Source organism: Streptodolium elevatio (genome assembly GCF_053592165.1).
On the sequence record NZ_JBSFVE010000017.1, the window covers coordinates 134,708 to 151,661 of the forward strand.

The window sequence follows — 16,954 nt, forward strand, 5'->3', positions numbered from 1 at the left end:
GGGACGGATGCTCAGATCCGCGCGTAGCGGTTGGCCGGGCGTTCGAGTCCGAGCAGCCCGCGCAGCGTTTCGGCTTCGTAGGCGGTCCGGAACACGCCGCGGCGCTGCAACTCCGGCACCAGTCCGCGCGTGATCCCGCGCAGGTCGTACGGCAGTGCCGCGGGCCGCAACCGGAACCCGGAGAGCCCGGCGGCACGCCGGTCGAGGAGCAGGTCGGCCAGTTGCGCGGGGGTCCCGGCGAAGATCTCCGCGTCGCGCGTGTACGCGGCGCCCGCGACCTCGTCCAGCCGGTCCCGGCGGGCCCGGGCGGCGCTCTCCGAGTCGTCGACGAACACCACCAGTTCGCCGAACACGTGCAACGGCCGGTCGGCTGATCCGGCGGCGTCCTGGGCGGCGCGGATCCCCGCGACGATCACGCGCGCCTCGTCGGTGCCGTGCGGGGTGATGTAGCCGACGTCGGCGGAACGGGCCAGGAGCCGGTGCCCGGTCTCCTGGTGCACCAGCGCGGTGACCAGCGGCTGCCCTTGCGGCGGTCGCGGCGTGATCGAAGGGCCCTTGACCTGGAACCAGCGGCCCGCGAAGTCGATGTAGTGCACCTTGTCCCGGTCGATGAAGCGACCGGTCGAGGCGTCGCGGATCTCCGCGTCGTCCTCCCAGCTGTCCCACAGCCGGCGCAGCACCTCGACGTAGTCGGCGGTCTCGTCGAACGCGTCCGCGAGGACCGCCTCGAACCTCTCGGCGGGGCCGGTGAGGAAGTCGACGTCCGGGACCTCGCGCCGACCGAACAGCGCGATGTCGGCCGGCCGCAGCGAGACCTGGGCGCGAAGCCCCGCCCGGCCGGTGCTCGCATAGTCGAGCGTCGCCACGGCCTTGGCGAGGTGGAACGGCTCGGTGTGGGTCACGACGACGGTCGGGACGAGGCCGATCCGGCTGGTCAGCGGGGCGACCCGGGCGGCGACGAGGACGGCGTCGAGGCGTCCCCGGACCCGGTCGGTGCGCCGGTCGGCGTGCTGCGGATGGTCGGACTGGAAGCCGAGGGAGTCCTCGAAGGTCGCGAAGTCGAGGAGTCCGGACTCGGCTTCGCGCACCAGATCGGTCCAGTACGCGGCGCCGAACAGGTCGGCCGGGCGGGCGTCCGGCTCCCGCCAGGACGCCGGGTGCCAGCCGGTCCCGTCGAGGGCCACGGCCAGGTGGAGAGGTACGTCGATGTCGCTCCCGGGCTGTTCGGGTGTTGCGGCGGTCATGGCGAACTCGCTCTCTGTCATGGGAGGTTCGGCGGTGCGTGCGTCGGCCGACGCGCAGCCCACACTCTGCGTCCGCCCCACGCCTCAAAGCGTGGCAGGCAGTTGTGAACGTCCCATGTCCCGATCCCCGCCCCGTAGGAAGCGACGGCGGACCGGCGTCTCAGTACGAGCGGTGACTCGGCAGGTAGTAAGGGCAGTACAGGGCCCACGTGTTGTTGGTGCCGAACTTCAAGAACACCATGTCGATGATCGACTGGCCGGTGTCCTTGCCGATGACGCCGTCGGCGCTCAGGCCGAAGAACCGCTGCCAGTTCCTGGTGGCCTGCTCGGTGAGCGGGCCGTGCTGTCCGTCCGGATCCAGTCCCTGGCCTGCGACCGAGTTGTACGCCCACTGCGCGCACCGGACACCGTCGTGGTTGGCCGACCACAGCCCGATGTTCGGCTGGCTCGGGTCGGCCTGCGCGGCGGGTGCGGCAAACAGCGTACTGAGCGCGACGGCGAGCGCGGCCACGAAGGCGGCCGCTCCTCTGCGTCCGACCGTGCCCGTGTTCGGCGTCTTCACGACTCTCCCTGAGTGTTCGACGTGCACCAAGTCCTATGGAACTGCTGTGTATTACACGCATGGCGGGGCGAACCGCCGCCGCTCGCCCGGGTCGTCGAACCACCGGGCCCGGCAGTCGCGACAGTGCTATCGCAGGCGGCCGTCATCGACAAGGGCCCATACCCAACAGGCATCGATCGACTTGCCGGCTCACCTCGCGAGAGTGAAGACCATCGCCGCGACCACTGCGCCGACCAGGCCGCCCACGACCGTCTGCATCGGGGTGTGGTCGCGGAGTTCGACGCGCGACCAGCCGATCAGCGCCACCAGCGGCGCGGCCGCGGCGACCGCCGAGCCGAAGGTCAGCGCCAGCACCGTGACGGTGCCGCCCGCCACCGCGGTGTGCACGGAGATCTTCCAGAAAGCGGTCACCGCAAGGGCCACCGCGAGCCCGGCGAGCATGGCCACGACCAGCGCGACCACGTCCCGCGGGGCGCCGAGTCGGAGCAGCGCCGCAAGGCCGACGACAACGGAGGCGGCCGTACCGAGGATCGGAACCGCCCGCTGCCGGCGAATGCGGATGTGGTGGTCCGTCCAGTAGCCGCGCCGCACTCCGTAGAGCACGAATGCAATGGGGATGACCCCGCAGAACAGCGCGCCGAGCAGCCCCCATCCGACACCGGCCGGCGACCGCGTGCTGTGCCACCCGACGGCCACCAGGACGCCGGGTACCAGGAAGGCAGGGGCGAACAGTTCGGTGACGACACGGGCGACCCGAGTACGCGGCGCCGGGCGCCCGTCCGCCGAAACGCTGACGCTGCTCACCTGGCGTACTCCTCGGCGGGGTTGGCGACCGTCCCGAGCACGCTCGGCCGCCCAAGTCTCCCAGCACCCCGCACCACCGGCAAGCCACCCTGACCCCACGCGGCACAAGCCCCCCGTCATCGTCGCCACGCGCCCGCGCGCGGGGACGACGGCCCCTCCCCCGACGACTCCGGCGGCTCGGTCAATCCGGTGACCTGGGCCGACCGGGTGGGCGCGGCGCGCGGGGCGTTGTGGTGGAGGCGAGGAGACTGCGGGGCATTAAGAAGATTGCTGCGGTGGGCCTTGCCGGTACCGTCCTCGTCGTCCTGGCGCCGACCGCCGCGGCGGAGCCGGGGGTGGACGCGACGAGCCTCGCGTCGTTCGGCATGAAGAGCTTCCGGTCCACGGCGTGCGTGGTCGACCCCGGTGACCTGCGTGGGGTGGACGAGTCGCACTTCGGCATCCGGAACGCCGGCGTCGCGCAGCGTTGCGGCGGGGCTGCTCCTGCTCCGCCCGTACGCGCGGCGCCGGCGTCCGGGTCACGCCAGGTAGCCGGCGATCGTCTCGGCGAACTCCTCGGGAGTGACGACCGGGATGCCGAGCGATTCGGCCTTGGCCTTCTTCGAACCGGCGTTCGCTCCGGCGACGAGCATGCCGGTGGACTTCGAGACGCTGGACCCCGCGCGCCCGCCCGCGCGTTCGATCAGTTCGTTGACGGCGGTACGCGAGAGCTCCGCCAGCGGCCCGGTCATGCTGCCGGTCGCCACGACGGTCATCCCGGCCAGCGGCAGCGGCGTCGCGGCGGCGGCGCCCGAGTCCGGGTCGGAGTCCGGGTCGGAGTTCGAGTCCTGGGCCGGGCCGGCGGGCCGGGGCTCGTCCTGATTCACGCCTGCCGCGATGAGCTTGCCGATGACCGGGGCCAGTTCAACGAGTTCGGTCAGCAGCATGGCGGCCTTCTCGGGGCCGATGCCGTCGACCTGCTGGAGCCCTTCCGCGTCGGCGGCCTGGATCGCGGCCATGGTGCCGAAGTGCCGGGCGATCCGCCGTGACATGCTCCGGCCGGTGCCGCGCACACCGAGCGCGCAGAAGACCCGGCTGAGCGGGCGCTCCTTCGCGGCCGCGATGTTGGCGAGGATCTTGTCCGCGTTCTTCTCGCTGCCGGTCGCGGCGACGAGCTGTTCGCGGGTGAGGGTGAACAGGTCGGCGATGTCCGCGACGGCGCCGTCGGCGACCAGACGGAGGACGATCTTCGGGCCGATGCCCTCGATGTCCAGTTGGTCCCGGCCCACCGCGTACTCCACCGACCGCGACAGGTCGCACGCCCGGCCCTGCACGCAGCGCCAGCGCTCCTGGGTGGTGTCGATGCCGCCGCCGCATCCGGGGCAGCACTCCGGCAGGTCGATCGGCGTCTCGTCGCCGGTGCGCAGCGCGACGACCGGGCCGACGACGTACGGGATCACGTCGCCCGCACGACGTACCGTGACCGTGTCGCCGATCCGCAGGTCGAGCTTGGTGATCATGCCGGGGCTGTGCAGCGTCGCGAACACGACGGTCACTCCGGCGATGTCGACGGGCTCCAACTGCGCGCGCGGCGCCAGGAACCCGGTGCGACCGGTGGCCCAGGTGACCTCGACGATCCGGGTGGTCTTCTCGACGGCCGGGAACTTGTACGCCACCGCCCAGCGCGGCGCGCGCGATCCACTGCCGGCCGCCTGCTGGTCCTCGGGGTGGTCGGCCTTGACGACGACGCCGTCGATGCCCAGCGGCAGTTCCCGGCGCTGCGCGGCGACGGTGTCGACGTAGGCGAGGGCGGCGTCCAAGCTGTCGACGGTGCGCGCCCCGACGGGGGTGTCCGCCACCGTACGCACGCCCAGGTCACCGAGCGCGGCCATGAGCTCGGAGTGGGTGCGCTGCGCGTACCCGTGGGCGTCGGGCACGTCCGGCGCGGGCAACAGCGTGTAGGCGTAGCAGGACAGCGGGATCGTGTACGCACGGCCGGTGGCCCGCAACGTGCCGGCCGCGGCATTGCGCGGGTTCGAGAACACCGGTTCGTTGTGCTCGGCCCGGATCCGGTTTGCCTGCTCGAACTGCTCGTTCGTCAGCACGATTTCGCCGCGCACTTCGATGCTCACCGGCTCGGCGAGCGTGTCCGGCAGGCCGTCGATCGTGCCGGCGGCGTGTGAGACGTCCTCGCCGGTAATGCCGTTGCCGCGGGTGACGAGCCGGGTGAGCTTGCCGTCCGTGTAGTACGCGGCGACCGCGAGCCCGTCGATCTTCGGCCCCACGTGGAACCCGCGCGGCTCAGCCCCCAGACGGCGGGCCAGGCCCGCACCCCAGCGCTCCAGGTCCTCCTTGCCGAACACGTTGTCCAGGCTCAGCATCGGCACCGTGTGCACCACGTCGCCGTCCGGGACCGCGCCCGCGGCGACCAGCCCGGTCGGCGACTGCGGCACCAGGTCCTCGGGGTGCGCCGCCTCGTACGCGGCGATCCCGCGCATGAGCCGGTCGAACGCGTCGTCGTCCAACGCGGACGTCCCGTCGCCGTAATACGCGGCAGCGGCCGCCCGGACCTGCTCAACGGCCTCGAGGTACGCGGCACGATCGGCCACGACGACAGTGGGTGCGGTTTCCATACCCCCGATCCTGCCGTCCCCCACCGACACCCGACTCACGTAGTCGACGGACAAGATCTCGGCGCGGACCTCGCGCCCGACAGGGCGACCTCGGCGACGTCGACCTGCCCCCACGCCATGCCGCGCCGGCAGCGTTGCGCGCGGCACAACTCGCCTGGGGTCAGAAGGTGTTGACGCGTACGGCGGTCGTGGCCAGGGTGGTGTAGTTCATCGTGAAGTGTCCGCCCAAGGCGTCGATGGCGCTCCCGACGGCGTCCAGAACGTCGGCCAGTTGGTCGGGGCGAAGCCGGGTGAGGCCGCCGGTGGTGGGCAGCAGGTCGAGCCATTGGTCGCGCGTGTAGGACCGCTCCCAGTCGAAGCGCCACTGCTCGGCGTCGCCGAACTGCCCGGTCTCGCGGATCGTGTCGGCGAACTTCGCGTACGCCGTCTGGTAGAGGCCGAGCGGACGCCGGGCGGGTTGGCCGTTGAGCGGGGAGTCGGGCGCCACCCGGCGGCAGGCGTCGGCGAACGGTTCGGCCACCGCGGCGGGCGGCTCGTACACGTGCCCGAAGATCGCCAGTCGTCCCCCCGGACGCAGCACCCGCGCCGCCTTGGCGGCTCCTGCGGCCGGATCCACCCAGTGCCAGGACTGAGCGGCGACGACCGCGTCGAACGTACGCCCGGCCGGCTGCCAGGCTTCAAAGGCCGCCACCTCCACCTGAAGGCCACGGGCGCGCGCGAAGTCGGCCATCCGCGCGTCGGGTTCGACGCCGAGCACGGCGCAGCCGACCGCCTGGAACTGACGGCCCGCGATGCCCGTTCCGCAGCCGACGTCGAGCACGTCGGGCCCCGGGCTGCCGGCGACGATTCGCGCCACCAACGTATCGGGATAGCCGGGGCGGGCCTGATCGTAGCGCTGCGCGTCCGCGCCGAACGACTCGGCCATATGCCGGGCCTGATGCGGCTGCGTCGGCGGCGGTTCCGGCTGGTCTCGTGGTCCCCGCGATAGAGTGGGCATGCGCCCACCTTAGTGGGCACATGCCCACTGGGCAACGGGGCAGAATGCCGGGACACACGTACGAGAGGATCTGTGAGTGCCAACGGGAGTGCACCTTCGCGACGCGCGGCAGCAATTGTTCGACGCCGCCGAACGCGTGCTCCTGCGGGACGGGCCGAACGGGTTGACCAGCCGGGCCGTCACCGACGAGGCGGGTTGCGCAAAAGGCGTCCTGCACCGGCACTTCACCGACTTCGACGCCTTCCTCGCCGACCTGGTACTCGACCGCGCCGCGCGGCTCGAGGAGCAGGCGGGCACACTGCGCGAGTCCGTCGGCACCGGCACGGTGGCCGACAACCTCACCGGCGCGCTGACCACCTTGTTCGGCCCCGTCCCGGTGGCGATCATCCCGCTCGTCACCTTCCGGGACGAGTTGCGCGCACGGCTGCGGCAGGCGAGGCCAGGGGGTGGCATCGCGATCCTGGCCCAGGCGACGAACGCCATCTCCGCCTACCTTGCCGACGAGCGCGACCGGGGCCGCATCGCGGCCGACACCGACATCGACTCGCTGACCCTCTCCCTGGTCGGCGGCGGACACCTCCTGTTCGCCGACCGCGACCGCGCCGCCGGCCCGTCGGCCACGGAGGCGGTCAACAAGCTCGTGACCGCTGTCATCGCCGACGCCGTGCAACGGCGGCCTGCCTGAGCACCTGCTGCCCCGGCTGTGTAGAGGCGTGGTGGCCTCGGTGTCCCGAAGCCCGGATGGCGACCGTTCCGGGGTGCCGGTTGCATCTTCTTGCCGTTGTACGCCCGCAATTTGGCCGATTGCCATTTCGTCGCACCGATGACTCCGAAGATCCACGAATAGCGGCAGCCTGCGGGCGGGCCCGTACCTAGCCTCTTGGCACGGACGTGGACCGCGGAGGACCGCGAGTCCGGTCCGCACCACGAGAGACGGGAGCGCCACGCCATGCTGCCTCTGGCACCACTCGATGCGGCCATCAACGCCCGGATCGCGCAGTCGTCGGTCTGGCCCCGGGGAGGGGCCGTCCCCGCCTATCAGAACCTGGTCGCGCAGGGCACGTTCATCGACAACGCCTGGGCGAACGTGAACGTCACCCAGATCGGCCGACCCACCGGCCCCGGGAGCGGGGCCATCCAGCCGATGAAGGACACCATGAGCCCGGACGGCTTCAAACCCGTGCTCACCCACAACCTGGAGGTGGCCCTCGGCTGGCCGAACGGGCGCCCGGCCATGGCGGAGGTCGAGAAGCAATTCCTCATGTGGGGCGCCGCGAAGGCCGTCAAGACACCCTTCTTCGGGGTGTGCGAGGGCTTCGCCTGTGTGACGATCGCCGTGCTCTGCGCCACCAACTCCCCCGTGCCCGGCGGCACCACGATCGAATGGGTGGGCCTCACCCCGAACGGCGTCGTGGGCCGCGGCCACGTGTTCACGGTCGTGGGCCGTACGCCGGGCACCGCGCTCAACAACCCCGCCACCTGGGGCGCCAACTGCCTTGTCGTCGACCCGTGGTACGCCCTGCAAGCGGGCATCAACCCCGCCATCTTCGTCAACGGGGCCAACGCCCACGCCGGTTTCGTCAACTGGATGACCGGGCCGGCCGTCACCCTGCGCGTGCTCAAGGACTTCACCGTAGGCGCGTACAACTACCTCAACGTCAAGACCATCTGACCGGCGATCACATCGGCCGGCGGGTCCCGGCGGAGTCGGCTCGGACGTCCCGCGCTCGCGACCGGTACGCCGGCCGTCGAGCGCGGGACCCGCCTTGCCCTCCGCCGACACGCGCAGGGGCCGACGCCTCCGCCCGGCGCGCCCGGCATAACCTGCTTGGCGGCAGGATCCCGACGACCCCGCGCCCGGAAGGCCGATCCCTCATGAGCCGCCCCATCGCCACCAATACGTCCGTCGACCTGGCGGCTCTGCTGGAGTTCGTCCGTCCGCGGCATCGCGCGCTGCTGATCACCCGGCGTACCGACGGATCCCCCCAGGCGTCACCGCTGACCTGTGGGGTGGACGACTCGGGGCGGGTGGTCATGTCGACATACCCGGAGCGGGCCAAGACCCGCAACGCGCGCCGCGATTCCGCGGTCAGCCTGGTCGTGCTGTCCGACGAGTGGAACGGCCCGTGGGTGCAGATCGACGGTGACGCCGAGGTCATCGACGCCCCCGAATCCGTCGAACCGCTTGTGGAGTACTTCCGGAACATCTCCGGCGAGCACCCCGACTGGGACGAATACCGGGCGGCCATGCTGACGCAGGGCAAGTCGATCATCCGAGTGACGCCCAGGCGCTGGGGCCCTATCGCGACCGGCGGTTTCCCGGCACGGCTCGCCGACTGATCCGGACCGCCGCCCGCGCGGCGCCCGCACCACGTCGCTTCGCCGGGGCCCTCCGTCCGGCGTGCCCGAAAGACCCGCGCACCGTCGGCAGCACTTTCGGAGCCGGTTGCCGTCCAACAGGGTGACAGGCGACCGCACGGCGCCGCACCAGGGTCGCGCGGCGCGGCCGTACGGCTGTGGGCCACGGACATGCGACGAAAGCGGGCAGGACGATGAGACACGGCATCGGGCCACCGGGCAACGGCACGAAGGCGCGGCGGCACTCAGGTGCGGCGGCGGGGCGCGGGGAGCGGCGCGTGACCGAGCCGGGTTCCGCGGGGAGGGCCGCGCTCCCGGCGGCACCGGCGGCGGCCTTGGCAGGACGCGCGTGAGGGCGGCACGGCACGACGACGCGGACCGCGCGTTCCAGGGCTTCATGACGAGCCGTTGGGACCGCCTGCGGCGGGCGGCGTACCTGCTCACCGGCAACTTCCACGACGCCGAAGACCTCGCACAGGCCGCGCTGGTCCGGGTCTACGTGAAGTGGGACCGGGTGAGCACCAGCAACGAGATCGACGCGTACGTGTGGCGAATACTCGTGCACACCAACGCGGATCGGGTGCGGCGCCGCCGGATCCGCGAACTGCTCGGGGTCGGCGCGCCCGAGCAGGCGGGCGACGACCGGACCGGGCAGGTCGACGTACGGCGGAGCCTGCTCGACGCCCTTGGGCGACTGCCCGTGCGGCAGCGGACGGTTCTGGTGCTGTGCTACTTCGAGGACATGAGCCATGCGCAGGTGGCCGAGGTCCTCGGCACCAAGGCGTCGACCGTACGGGGCCAGGTCACCCGGGCGTTGGCACGGTTGCGGGCGGACGGCACGCTGGCCGTCCTCGCGGGACGCGATCCCGAGGAGCCGCCCGACGAAAGTGCGGCAGGCGCAGGCCCAGGGACTGAGACGGGCGCCGACGCCGACGCCGCGGCGAGCGAAGAGCACGCGGCCGCCGTACGGGAGGACCGCCTCGGCGGCAACTTCCGGACGGAAGCGAACAGGTCCGCAGATGCCGGGGGCATCCCCCGTGGGTACACGACGAACTCGGTGAAGGCGGTGGGAACATGACCCGGACGGACGAGGAACTCCTGCGCGCCGCCATGCGCCGAGTCGGCGCGGACTCCGCACCTTCCGGGCCGGGCGAGGGTGCCATCCCCGCTCCGGTCGCCCAGGTGCTGCGCCAGGGCCGTGCCGCACGGGGTCGGCGCCGGCGGCTGGCGGTGGTCGCCACGGCCGCCGTGCTGGTCGGCGGAATCGCGGCGGGATCCGCCGTGTTCGACGGGGTGGGCGGCAGAGCGGCCCCGGCGCCGGTGGCCCCGCCATCCGTCTCCACGCCCGCGCCTGTGCTCGCCCCGCCACGGGTGGTCCCCGCCTGGGAGCGCTTCGATGTCGGGTACGGCTACACGTTCCGCATGGGCGAGGACCGGGCCGTGATCATGCGCGGGGGCTGCGGCATGGTCGTGGGCCTGTCGAAGCCGCGGACCGACAACCGCATCTACGCGCAGGAGCGCTATGACGGCCGGCTGCTCCTGGTCGGCGGGATGTACATCGGCCCCGAGCCCCTGGCCGGCGTACGGGTCGAACTCGACGGGCGGGTACTCGACGCGCAAGCGGTGACCCTGCCCGGCACGCCGGGGTGGTCGTACTTCTACGTGCCTCCGGTGGAACTCCCGGGCGGCTACGCGTACGCGGAGAACATCCACATCACCGCCTACGGCCCCGACGGACGCGTGGTGATCGAGCAGCGGAGGAACACCAGGCAACCCGCGCCGCGCCCCGGGGAGACCGTGCGGGCGCCGGACGCCGAGGAACTCCACAACCCGCTGGTGGGCAACGGAATGCCACCCTCGAATCCGCCTCCCGCGGCCGGCGTGCCGGGATCCGCTCCGCCCGCGCTCACCGCACCTGCCCCGCCTCCCCCGTCAGGGCCCGCCCTGACCGCCCCCGACCCGGTGCCCGCCACGGGGGCCGGACTCCCCGGGCAGACGCCGACCTCGCCTTCGTCGACCACGCGGGACGACGGATGCGGAGGCTTCGTGGTCGAGTCGTCGGGAGGCGTACTGCCCTTCATGCCGACGCTGTTGCCGGCGAGCCCGCCCGCTGCGCCCTGACCGCACGAACGGGTTCCGGCACCGCGTCCTCCGCTTCACCGGTGACCTCGCCGCCGCCTTACGGACCCTCGATCCCGCGGCCGGAGCGCGGCAAGGATCTCCTCGGTGTGCCCGCCCAACAAAGCCGGCGCTCCCCGACGTGGGAGGGAGCGGTACGAAAGGCGGCGGCGAGCCAACCCGGTGAGTTTGTCGCGGTGCGCCGGCCGCGCCGCGTTGCCGGCGAACCCGGGGTCGGCCGGGAGATCCGGTACGCCGACCGATGCGCACAGGGCGGCGAACTGGCGGTCGCTCGTGGCGCCGACGACGAGCGACCCGTCGGCGGTCGGCATCGGCCCGTAGGGGGCAACGTGCCGGTGCGGACGGGCCGCTCGCGGACCAGCCGGGGGTACGACGCGATGGCCCAGACGCGGTCCGGGACCAAGGTCGGCCTGCCGATGGTGGATGTGATGACCGGCCAGTATGCGGCGACCGGCGCGCTGGGGGCGCTCCCCGGGCAGCAAGGGCGGCCCGACGGCCGCCCGGCGCACGTCGAGGCACCGCTGTTCGAGTGCGGTGTCGCGGCGCTTGTCAACCAGGCCGCGAACCACCTGGTCGGCGGTGTCGTGCCGGGCCTGCTCGGCAACCTCCGTCCCAACCTGCCGACCGGCAAATACCGGCAGGGCGCCGATTATCCCGAGGGCTCGCGGCTCGCCCGTTCGCCATGCGACGTTCATTGTTCGCCGGGGCGTTCTGTCGGCTGGTCAGAGTCGGTCGGCCTCAAGGGTGTTGCGCCACACGGCGGCCAGTGTGTCGAGCATCGCCGAGCGCTCGCGCGTCCAACGGCCAGCCATCCACGACGGCATGAACGTCTCCAGTTGCGTGATGAGCAGGTACGCGCGCCGCCGTCCCTCGGGCTTGGAGAAGTGCGCCCATCGCTCCGGCGGCTTCATGAGCAGGGCCACGAACTCTTTCACGTGTTCCTGGTGCTGGTGACGAAGCGTGTGCGGCAGTTGCTCGGCGAAGATCGCCAGCGCCTTCCGGTTCGCCTCGCCCCCGCTGACGTACGCGTCGAGCCACGCCCGAATGGTCGCGTGCGACCAGTCCGGCAGCTCGCCGAACGCGGCGAACTTCGCGCCCGTGTCGGCCCAGATGCGGTCGGCCAACTCGGCGATGATGTCGGCTTTGCCGGTGAAGTGCAGATAGAACGTCGCCCGGGCGGCCCCGGCGGCGGCCACGATGTCGTCGACCGTGGTGGCCTCGTAGCCCTTGGTCTCGAACAGATCGCACGCCGCGGCGATCAGACGCCGACGCGTGTACAGCTTCTGCTGGGCGCGCAGGTCCGGGCCGGACGGGCGGTCCTTGGACTCGGGTGATCGGCGGGTCGTGGCTGGCATAGCGCCAGGGTACTCGTCCGGACTGGGCACTCACCTCCGACGCATCCATTCACTGGTCGCCGTGTCTGCCCGGAATACGTGCGGACGGCGAACCGCCGACCACGGCCCCGCGGTGGGTGCCGGGCCCACCAGCGTGGAACTCCGGCATGCCCGCGACACCGAGATGTGGACCTCAGGGCACGCCTGGCAGGTCGTGGCGAACATGTGGATCGAACCGACACCGGAGGGCGCCGCCGTGCACTACTACATGCTCGGCATGGAGACGTCGACACGATGGGGCGCTTCGTGGACCATGTGGCGCGTACGGACGCGTGCCGGCGCATCCGAACGGCGCGAGTTCACGATGGACCGCCCGGCGACCCCGCCCGACCTGGTCTGACTCCACCCGACCCCGCCCCATCCGATGCCGCCCGGCCCGACCTGGCCCGACCCGGCCCGACCTCCCGGCCCAAGTCACCGCCTCCCGACCCGAGCCGCCTCCCCGGCCGACTACGTCGGCGAGGCGTTGCTGAATATCGGGTTCACCGGCGCCTTGCGGCCCCGCTTGGTCGCGCGTCCGGCCCTTCGCGTCCGGGCGCTCAGCACCTCGACCGCGTCGATGGTCGCCTCGATGACCAGGTCGTCGAGGCGGCCGAAGGCGGCGGGCAGCGAGTCGAGAACCGGGGCCACGCGCGCTTGTTCCTCCGTGCTCGCCGCCTCGAGGGCGCGGCGCAGCTTGGGGATCATGTCCGGCACCGGGGTGCGCTTACTGGCGAGGGTGGCCTGCCCCACGATGGTCGTGCCGACGAGCGTGATCGCCAAGGCCAGGTCCTCGTCGCCCAGCGACAGCGGACTCAGCATCTCGGTCAGCATGATGAAGGAGGGCAGCCAGGCGGGCTGACGCGTGGACGCGATGTACGGCAGCAACTGCGGGTAGGGCCGCAGGTGTTCCATGCTCATCGTCATCCAGTTGCGCAGTTGCTCCTGCCACGTGGCGCCGGCGGGCCGGTCGAAGCCCATGCCCGACGCCACCCGGTCCGCGACCGCGAGCAGCAGGTCGTCGCGGTCCGGGAAATACCGGTACAGCGCCATCGGCGCCGAGTCCACCGCCTCGGACACCCGCTTGACGGTCAGCGGAGTCGCCGGGTCCTCGTACACCAGCGCCACCGCGGCGTCGACGATCTGGTCGCGGGACAGACGCGCCGGGCGGCCGCGGCCACGCGCGGAAGCCGCTCCTGGTACCTGAGTCATCACGTCCCTTTCGCCGCGCCCCGTCGGCGCCGACCGCATGTGACCCCAGGTTACGCATCCCGGCGACCGGATCGCCGTACGCCGCGAGGGTCAGTGGAAGGTCATCGGCGCGGCGGGACGCGGGTCCGCCGCGGGGCCGGCCGTGCAGCCGCCGTGCAGACATCGGCACCCGCACCCGCATCGCCTCGGCATAGACGCCGCCGACGCCGCCACGGACGGGAGAGCCCGGCCACGCGCGTCCGGCGTCCGGTACCCCGTCACGGGCGCCTCACTTTGCGTAACAGTTTCACTTATGGACGATCCCCGTCGATGGGCCAGAGTCATCCGCTCGCCACGCCCGGCTGCCGACGCACGAAAGCGGCACGCCTGGACGGGACGTGCCCCGTCCAGGCGTACCGCGAGTGCGGCCGGAGTCGGCTCGCGTCAGCGCCGGGCCGGCTCACCGACCGCCGCGCGCAGTGCGTCGCAGGCGCGGTCGAGTGCGTCCGACGAGGCGGGCACCTGCGTGTAGTAGGAGAGGAATCCGTGCACCGCGCCCTTGACCACGAGCACGTCGACGGTGCCGCCCGCCTTGGCGACCAACTCGGCGTAGGCGCGGGCGTCGTCGCGTCCCATGTCGTACTGCGCCGTGACGATCATCGCGGGCGGCAGACCCGTCAGGTCCTCCGCGTAGATCGGCGAGAGGTAGGGGTGGCGCAGGTCGGCGTCTCCGGCGTACGCGCGCCACATCGACTGCGAACTCGACCGGTTCAGCATGGGCGCGTCGGCGTTCTCGACCGCGGACGGCCGTTCCGAGAGGGCGTCCAGCCCGGGGTACGCGAGGAGCTGGAAGGCGAAGCGGGGTCCGCCGCGGTCGCGCGCCATCAGGCCGGCGACCGCGGCCAGGTTGGCGCCCGCGCTGTCGCCGGCGACCGCCACGCGCGCCGGGTCTCCGCCGATCTCGCCGGCGTGCGCGGCGACCCAGCACGCCGCCGCGTAGAAGTCCTCGGCCGCGGCGGGGAACACGTGCTCCGGGGCCAGCCGGTATTCGACCGACACCACCAGGAACCCGCTGCGGTTGGCGATCTCCCGGCACAGGCCCTCGTGCGTCTCGATGCCGCAGATGGACCAGCCGCCGCCGTGTGCGAAGACCAGGACGGGCAGGTCGTCGGCGTCGCGGGGCCGGTAGATCCGTACCGGGATGTCACCGGCGGGGCCGGGCACGGTCCGGTCGGCGACGGCGTGGATGTCGGGGCGGGGCTGGCGCGCCGAGGCCTCGGTGACCCGTCGGCGTATCGCGGCCACGGTCTCCGGCGAAACGACCGGCAGCGGCGGGATGACCGCCATGATCGCGGCCAGCTCGGGCACGAGCTCGAACTTCTGGGCGGGTGGGTTCACCGCAGGACCTCCTGGCGAACAGGTCCGGCCCGCAGGCCGTCCCTGGTGGAACGAATTGGGCGAGACACACGGAGCCATGGACAAGGCGTCCACTCAAAAGCCAGATCATGCACCCAAGCGCGGCAATCTTCCAGTGCGTGCGGACGGTCGGCGCCAGGCGGTGCCGGCGTCGCTGGACACCGACACATGCTGCATGCATCATTCACTCACTAGATAGAGTGTCCACCCAATAGGGCATCTGTCGCCACCGCTCACGCCGCCGTCGTACGGAGCACACGCATGAACGACTCGTCCCGGCGCAAAGCCGTCCACCCGCGCCCCACCCCCGCCGACCTCCCCCTCACCGGCCCCGGGTCCGACCCCGCCTCGGTGCGGGCCCATCTCGCGCAGGCCGATCCGCGCACGCTCCTGATGTCGCTGACCCACCTGACCCGGAACCCGGAGTACCTGACGCGCTTCGCCGCGGTCTGCGATCCGGCGAACGTGGAATCCGGCGGCGCCCGGCCCGAGGCGGACGAACTGCGCGACCTGCTGACCGCGGTACTGACCGGCGAACGCCCGGCCGCGGCCGACGCGGGACCGATGCCGACAGGGCTCTTCCAACAGATGGCGTCGACGTACGCCAACGAACCGGTGGACGACGAGTTCATCCCGCTCCTGCTGGACCAGTGCGGCTTCGCGAACCTGCCCGGCACCCCGGAAGCCCCGGCCCCCGACCGCCCGCGTCCGCCGGAAGGCTTCCACGTCGTGGTGATCGGCGCCGGGCTCTCGGGCATCTGCGCGGGCGTCAGGCTGGGCGAAGCCGGCTACAGCTACCGGATCTATGACCGCAACAAGGACGTCGGCGGCACCTGGCTCACCAACATCTATCCCGGTGTGGGCGTCGACACGCCCAGCCACTTCTACTCGTACTCCTTCGAAATCATGCCGGACTGGCCGGAGTTCTACTCGAAGGGCAGCTACGTCCTGGATTACCTGCGCCGCTGCGCCGACGGGCACGGAGTGCGCGACCACGTGACATTCGAGACCGAGGTCCTGTCCTGCGCCTACCACGAGGCGACGGGCCGGTGGCTGGTCACCACGCGCGGCCCCGACGGCGTCGAGTCGACCGAGTGGGCGGACGCGGTCGTCACCGCGATGGGCTTCTTCCAAGGCTCGGTACGCCCCGACATACCCGGGCTGGGCGACTTCGCCGGCCCCGCGGTGCACACCGCCGACTGGGACCCGGACATCGACCTGTCCGGCAAGCGCGTCGCCATGATCGGCACCGGCGCCAGCGCGATGCAGGTCGGTCCGGCCGTCGTCGACGACGTCGCGGCCCTGACCGTCTTCCAGCGCACTCCGTCGTGGATCATGCCGCGCCGCAAGGACGACCTGACCGTGTCGGACGGCGCCCGCTGGGCGATGCGGCATGTCCCCTACTACGCCGAGTGGTTCCGCTTCATCACCTACTGGCTCGCGTCCGACAGCAACTTCGTGCGGGTGGTCGTGGATCCCGAGTGGACGATGCCCGACGTGTCGGTGTCCGCGGCCAGCGAGGCAATGCGGCAATGGCTCCTGGCCTACGCCCGCGAGGAACTGGCGGACCGTCCGGACCTCTTCGACAAGGCCATCCCGGCGTACCCGCCCTTCGGCAAGCGCATTCTGCGCGACAGCAACTGGTACCGCATGCTGCGCCGCGAGCATGTCGACCTGGTGACCTCACCGATCGAGCGCGTCACCCCGGGCGGCCTGGTGACCGCGGACGGCGCCGAGACGCCCGCCGATGTGCTGATCTTGGCCACCGGCTACCAGGTGCTGCCTATGCTCGACAAGATCCGGATCACCGGGCGCGGCGGCGCGGAACTCGCCGACGTCTGGGGCTTCGACGACCCGCGTGCCCACCTCGGCCTCACCGTCCCCGGCTTCCCGAACCTGTTCGTCCTCGGCGGCCCGAACAGTGCGCCCAACCACGGCGCCGGGGTCAACATCATCTCCGAGGCGCAGGTCCACTACGTACTGGGCTGCCTGGGCCTGCTGCACGAGCGCGGGGCCCGCGCCATCGAGCCGCGGCAGGACGTCCACGACGCCTACAACGAGGCCGTGGCACAGGCGTTGGAGCAGCGGGTGTGGAGCCACCCCAGCGTCCGCAGCTACTACCAGAACAGCAAGGGACGCGTCGTCGTCTCCAACCCCTGGCGACTCGTCGACTACTGGTCGATGATGCGCTCCCCCAACCCCGAGGACCACATCGTCAGTTGACGCACCCGTTGGTGCGTCGCGCCGGATGGGCCCGG

Annotated in this window: 16 protein-coding genes and 1 pseudogene; 8 read left to right on the plus strand and 9 right to left on the minus strand. The window is 71.9% G+C overall.

Going from position 1 to position 16,954, the window contains the following annotated elements; all coding sequences use genetic code 11:
- Positions 1 to 11 precede the first annotated feature (11 nt).
- The 5 genes from ACWD12_RS28310 to ACWD12_RS28330 form a co-directional block, all read right to left on the minus strand.
- The gene (locus ACWD12_RS28310; RefSeq protein ID WP_450101995.1) at positions 12 to 1,244 is read right to left on the minus strand and encodes an LLM class flavin-dependent oxidoreductase; all 1,233 of its coding nucleotides are present in this window, start codon (positions 1,242 to 1,244) and stop codon (positions 12 to 14) included.
- 160 nt (positions 1,245 to 1,404) lie between these two features.
- Entirely contained in the window at positions 1,405 to 1,806 is a 402-nt protein-coding gene (locus ACWD12_RS28315; RefSeq protein ID WP_450101937.1) for a peptidoglycan-binding domain-containing protein, read from the minus strand.
- A gap of 189 nt (positions 1,807 to 1,995) precedes the next feature.
- The gene (locus ACWD12_RS28320; RefSeq protein WP_450101938.1) at positions 1,996 to 2,610 is read right to left on the minus strand and encodes a hypothetical protein; all 615 of its coding nucleotides are present in this window, start codon (positions 2,608 to 2,610) and stop codon (positions 1,996 to 1,998) included.
- Between the two features lie 518 nt (positions 2,611 to 3,128).
- On the minus strand, positions 3,129 to 5,222 hold the full coding sequence (ligA, locus tag ACWD12_RS28325; RefSeq protein WP_450101939.1) for an NAD-dependent DNA ligase LigA: 2,094 nt from the start codon (positions 5,220 to 5,222) through the stop codon (positions 3,129 to 3,131).
- 160 nt (positions 5,223 to 5,382) lie between these two features.
- A complete protein-coding gene (locus ACWD12_RS28330) occupies positions 5,383 to 6,219 on the minus strand; it encodes a class I SAM-dependent methyltransferase (protein ID WP_450101940.1) in 837 nt (278 codons plus the stop codon).
- 76 nt (positions 6,220 to 6,295) lie between these two features.
- Here ACWD12_RS28330 and ACWD12_RS28335 point away from each other — a divergent pair, with 76 nt between their 5' ends.
- From ACWD12_RS28335 to ACWD12_RS28355, 5 genes are all read left to right on the plus strand, one after another.
- Entirely contained in the window at positions 6,296 to 6,904 is a 609-nt protein-coding gene (locus ACWD12_RS28335) for a TetR/AcrR family transcriptional regulator (protein WP_450101941.1), read from the plus strand.
- A gap of 264 nt (positions 6,905 to 7,168) precedes the next feature.
- Positions 7,169 to 7,891 (plus strand): hypothetical protein, encoded by a 723-nt coding sequence (locus tag ACWD12_RS28340; protein ID WP_358359775.1) that lies wholly within the window; start codon positions 7,169 to 7,171, stop codon positions 7,889 to 7,891.
- Between the two features lie 203 nt (positions 7,892 to 8,094).
- On the plus strand, positions 8,095 to 8,559 hold the full coding sequence (locus ACWD12_RS28345; RefSeq protein ID WP_450101942.1) for a PPOX class F420-dependent oxidoreductase: 465 nt from the start codon (positions 8,095 to 8,097) through the stop codon (positions 8,557 to 8,559).
- 367 nt (positions 8,560 to 8,926) lie between these two features.
- Positions 8,927 to 9,655 carry a SigE family RNA polymerase sigma factor gene (locus ACWD12_RS28350; protein ID WP_450101943.1) on the plus strand — a complete coding sequence of 243 codons (729 nt, stop codon included), beginning with the start codon at positions 8,927 to 8,929 and terminating at the stop codon, positions 9,653 to 9,655.
- Entirely contained in the window at positions 9,652 to 10,698 is a 1,047-nt protein-coding gene (locus tag ACWD12_RS28355; RefSeq protein WP_450101944.1) for a hypothetical protein, read from the plus strand. Before ACWD12_RS28350 ends, ACWD12_RS28355 begins: the two co-directional genes overlap by 4 nt.
- Before the next feature lie 35 nt (positions 10,699 to 10,733).
- Here ACWD12_RS28355 and ACWD12_RS28360 read toward each other — a convergent pair whose 3' ends face one another.
- Positions 10,734 to 11,198: a CoA transferase gene (locus ACWD12_RS28360; protein ID WP_450101996.1), complete on the minus strand. Its 465-nt coding sequence runs from the start codon at positions 11,196 to 11,198 to the stop codon at positions 10,734 to 10,736.
- On the opposite strand from ACWD12_RS28360, the pseudogene ACWD12_RS28365 reads away from it, so the two are divergent.
- Positions 11,094 to 11,339 (plus strand): annotated as a pseudogene (locus ACWD12_RS28365) (CoA transferase); the annotation flags it as partial. The gene ACWD12_RS28360 and the pseudogene ACWD12_RS28365 overlap by 105 nt on opposite strands.
- A gap of 99 nt (positions 11,340 to 11,438) precedes the next feature.
- On the opposite strand, the gene ACWD12_RS28370 reads toward ACWD12_RS28365, so the two are convergent.
- On the minus strand, positions 11,439 to 12,071 hold the full coding sequence (locus ACWD12_RS28370) for a TetR/AcrR family transcriptional regulator (protein WP_358363849.1): 633 nt from the start codon (positions 12,069 to 12,071) through the stop codon (positions 11,439 to 11,441).
- A 61-nt stretch (positions 12,072 to 12,132) separates the two neighbouring features.
- On the opposite strand from ACWD12_RS28370, the gene ACWD12_RS28375 reads away from it, so the two are divergent.
- On the plus strand, positions 12,133 to 12,450 hold the full coding sequence (locus tag ACWD12_RS28375) for a hypothetical protein (protein WP_450101945.1): 318 nt from the start codon (positions 12,133 to 12,135) through the stop codon (positions 12,448 to 12,450).
- A 110-nt stretch (positions 12,451 to 12,560) separates the two neighbouring features.
- Here ACWD12_RS28375 and ACWD12_RS28380 read toward each other — a convergent pair whose 3' ends face one another.
- Both ACWD12_RS28380 and ACWD12_RS28385 read right to left on the minus strand, forming a co-directional pair.
- A complete protein-coding gene (locus tag ACWD12_RS28380; RefSeq protein WP_450101946.1) occupies positions 12,561 to 13,301 on the minus strand; it encodes a TetR/AcrR family transcriptional regulator in 741 nt (246 codons plus the stop codon).
- 423 nt (positions 13,302 to 13,724) lie between these two features.
- The gene (locus ACWD12_RS28385; protein ID WP_450101947.1) at positions 13,725 to 14,678 is read right to left on the minus strand and encodes an alpha/beta hydrolase; all 954 of its coding nucleotides are present in this window, start codon (positions 14,676 to 14,678) and stop codon (positions 13,725 to 13,727) included.
- Between the two features lie 279 nt (positions 14,679 to 14,957).
- Here ACWD12_RS28385 and ACWD12_RS28390 point away from each other — a divergent pair, with 279 nt between their 5' ends.
- Positions 14,958 to 16,919, plus strand: coding sequence for a flavin-containing monooxygenase (locus ACWD12_RS28390; RefSeq protein WP_450101948.1), 1,962 nt, complete (start codon positions 14,958 to 14,960; stop codon positions 16,917 to 16,919).
- Positions 16,920 to 16,954: the final 35 nt, after the last annotated feature.

Excerpts from the sequence above, each read along its gene's own strand:
- ACWD12_RS28310 (WP_450101995.1), bottom strand. The coding sequence starts at position 1,244 with ATGACCGCCGCAACACCCGAACAGCCCGGGAGCGACATCGACGTACCT.
- ligA (WP_450101939.1), bottom strand. The coding sequence starts at position 5,222 with ATGGAAACCGCACCCACTGTCGTCGTGGCCGATCGTGCCGCGTACCTC.
- ACWD12_RS28330 (WP_450101940.1), bottom strand. The coding sequence starts at position 6,219 with ATGCCCACTCTATCGCGGGGACCACGAGACCAGCCGGAACCGCCGCCG.
- ACWD12_RS28340 (WP_358359775.1), top strand. The coding sequence starts at position 7,169 with ATGCTGCCTCTGGCACCACTCGATGCGGCCATCAACGCCCGGATCGCG.
- ACWD12_RS28345 (WP_450101942.1), top strand. The coding sequence starts at position 8,095 with ATGAGCCGCCCCATCGCCACCAATACGTCCGTCGACCTGGCGGCTCTG.
- ACWD12_RS28355 (WP_450101944.1), top strand. The coding sequence starts at position 9,652 with ATGACCCGGACGGACGAGGAACTCCTGCGCGCCGCCATGCGCCGAGTC.
- ACWD12_RS28370 (WP_358363849.1), bottom strand. The coding sequence starts at position 12,071 with ATGCCAGCCACGACCCGCCGATCACCCGAGTCCAAGGACCGCCCGTCC.
- ACWD12_RS28380 (WP_450101946.1), bottom strand. The coding sequence starts at position 13,301 with ATGACTCAGGTACCAGGAGCGGCTTCCGCGCGTGGCCGCGGCCGCCCG.
- ACWD12_RS28390 (WP_450101948.1), top strand. The coding sequence starts at position 14,958 with ATGAACGACTCGTCCCGGCGCAAAGCCGTCCACCCGCGCCCCACCCCC.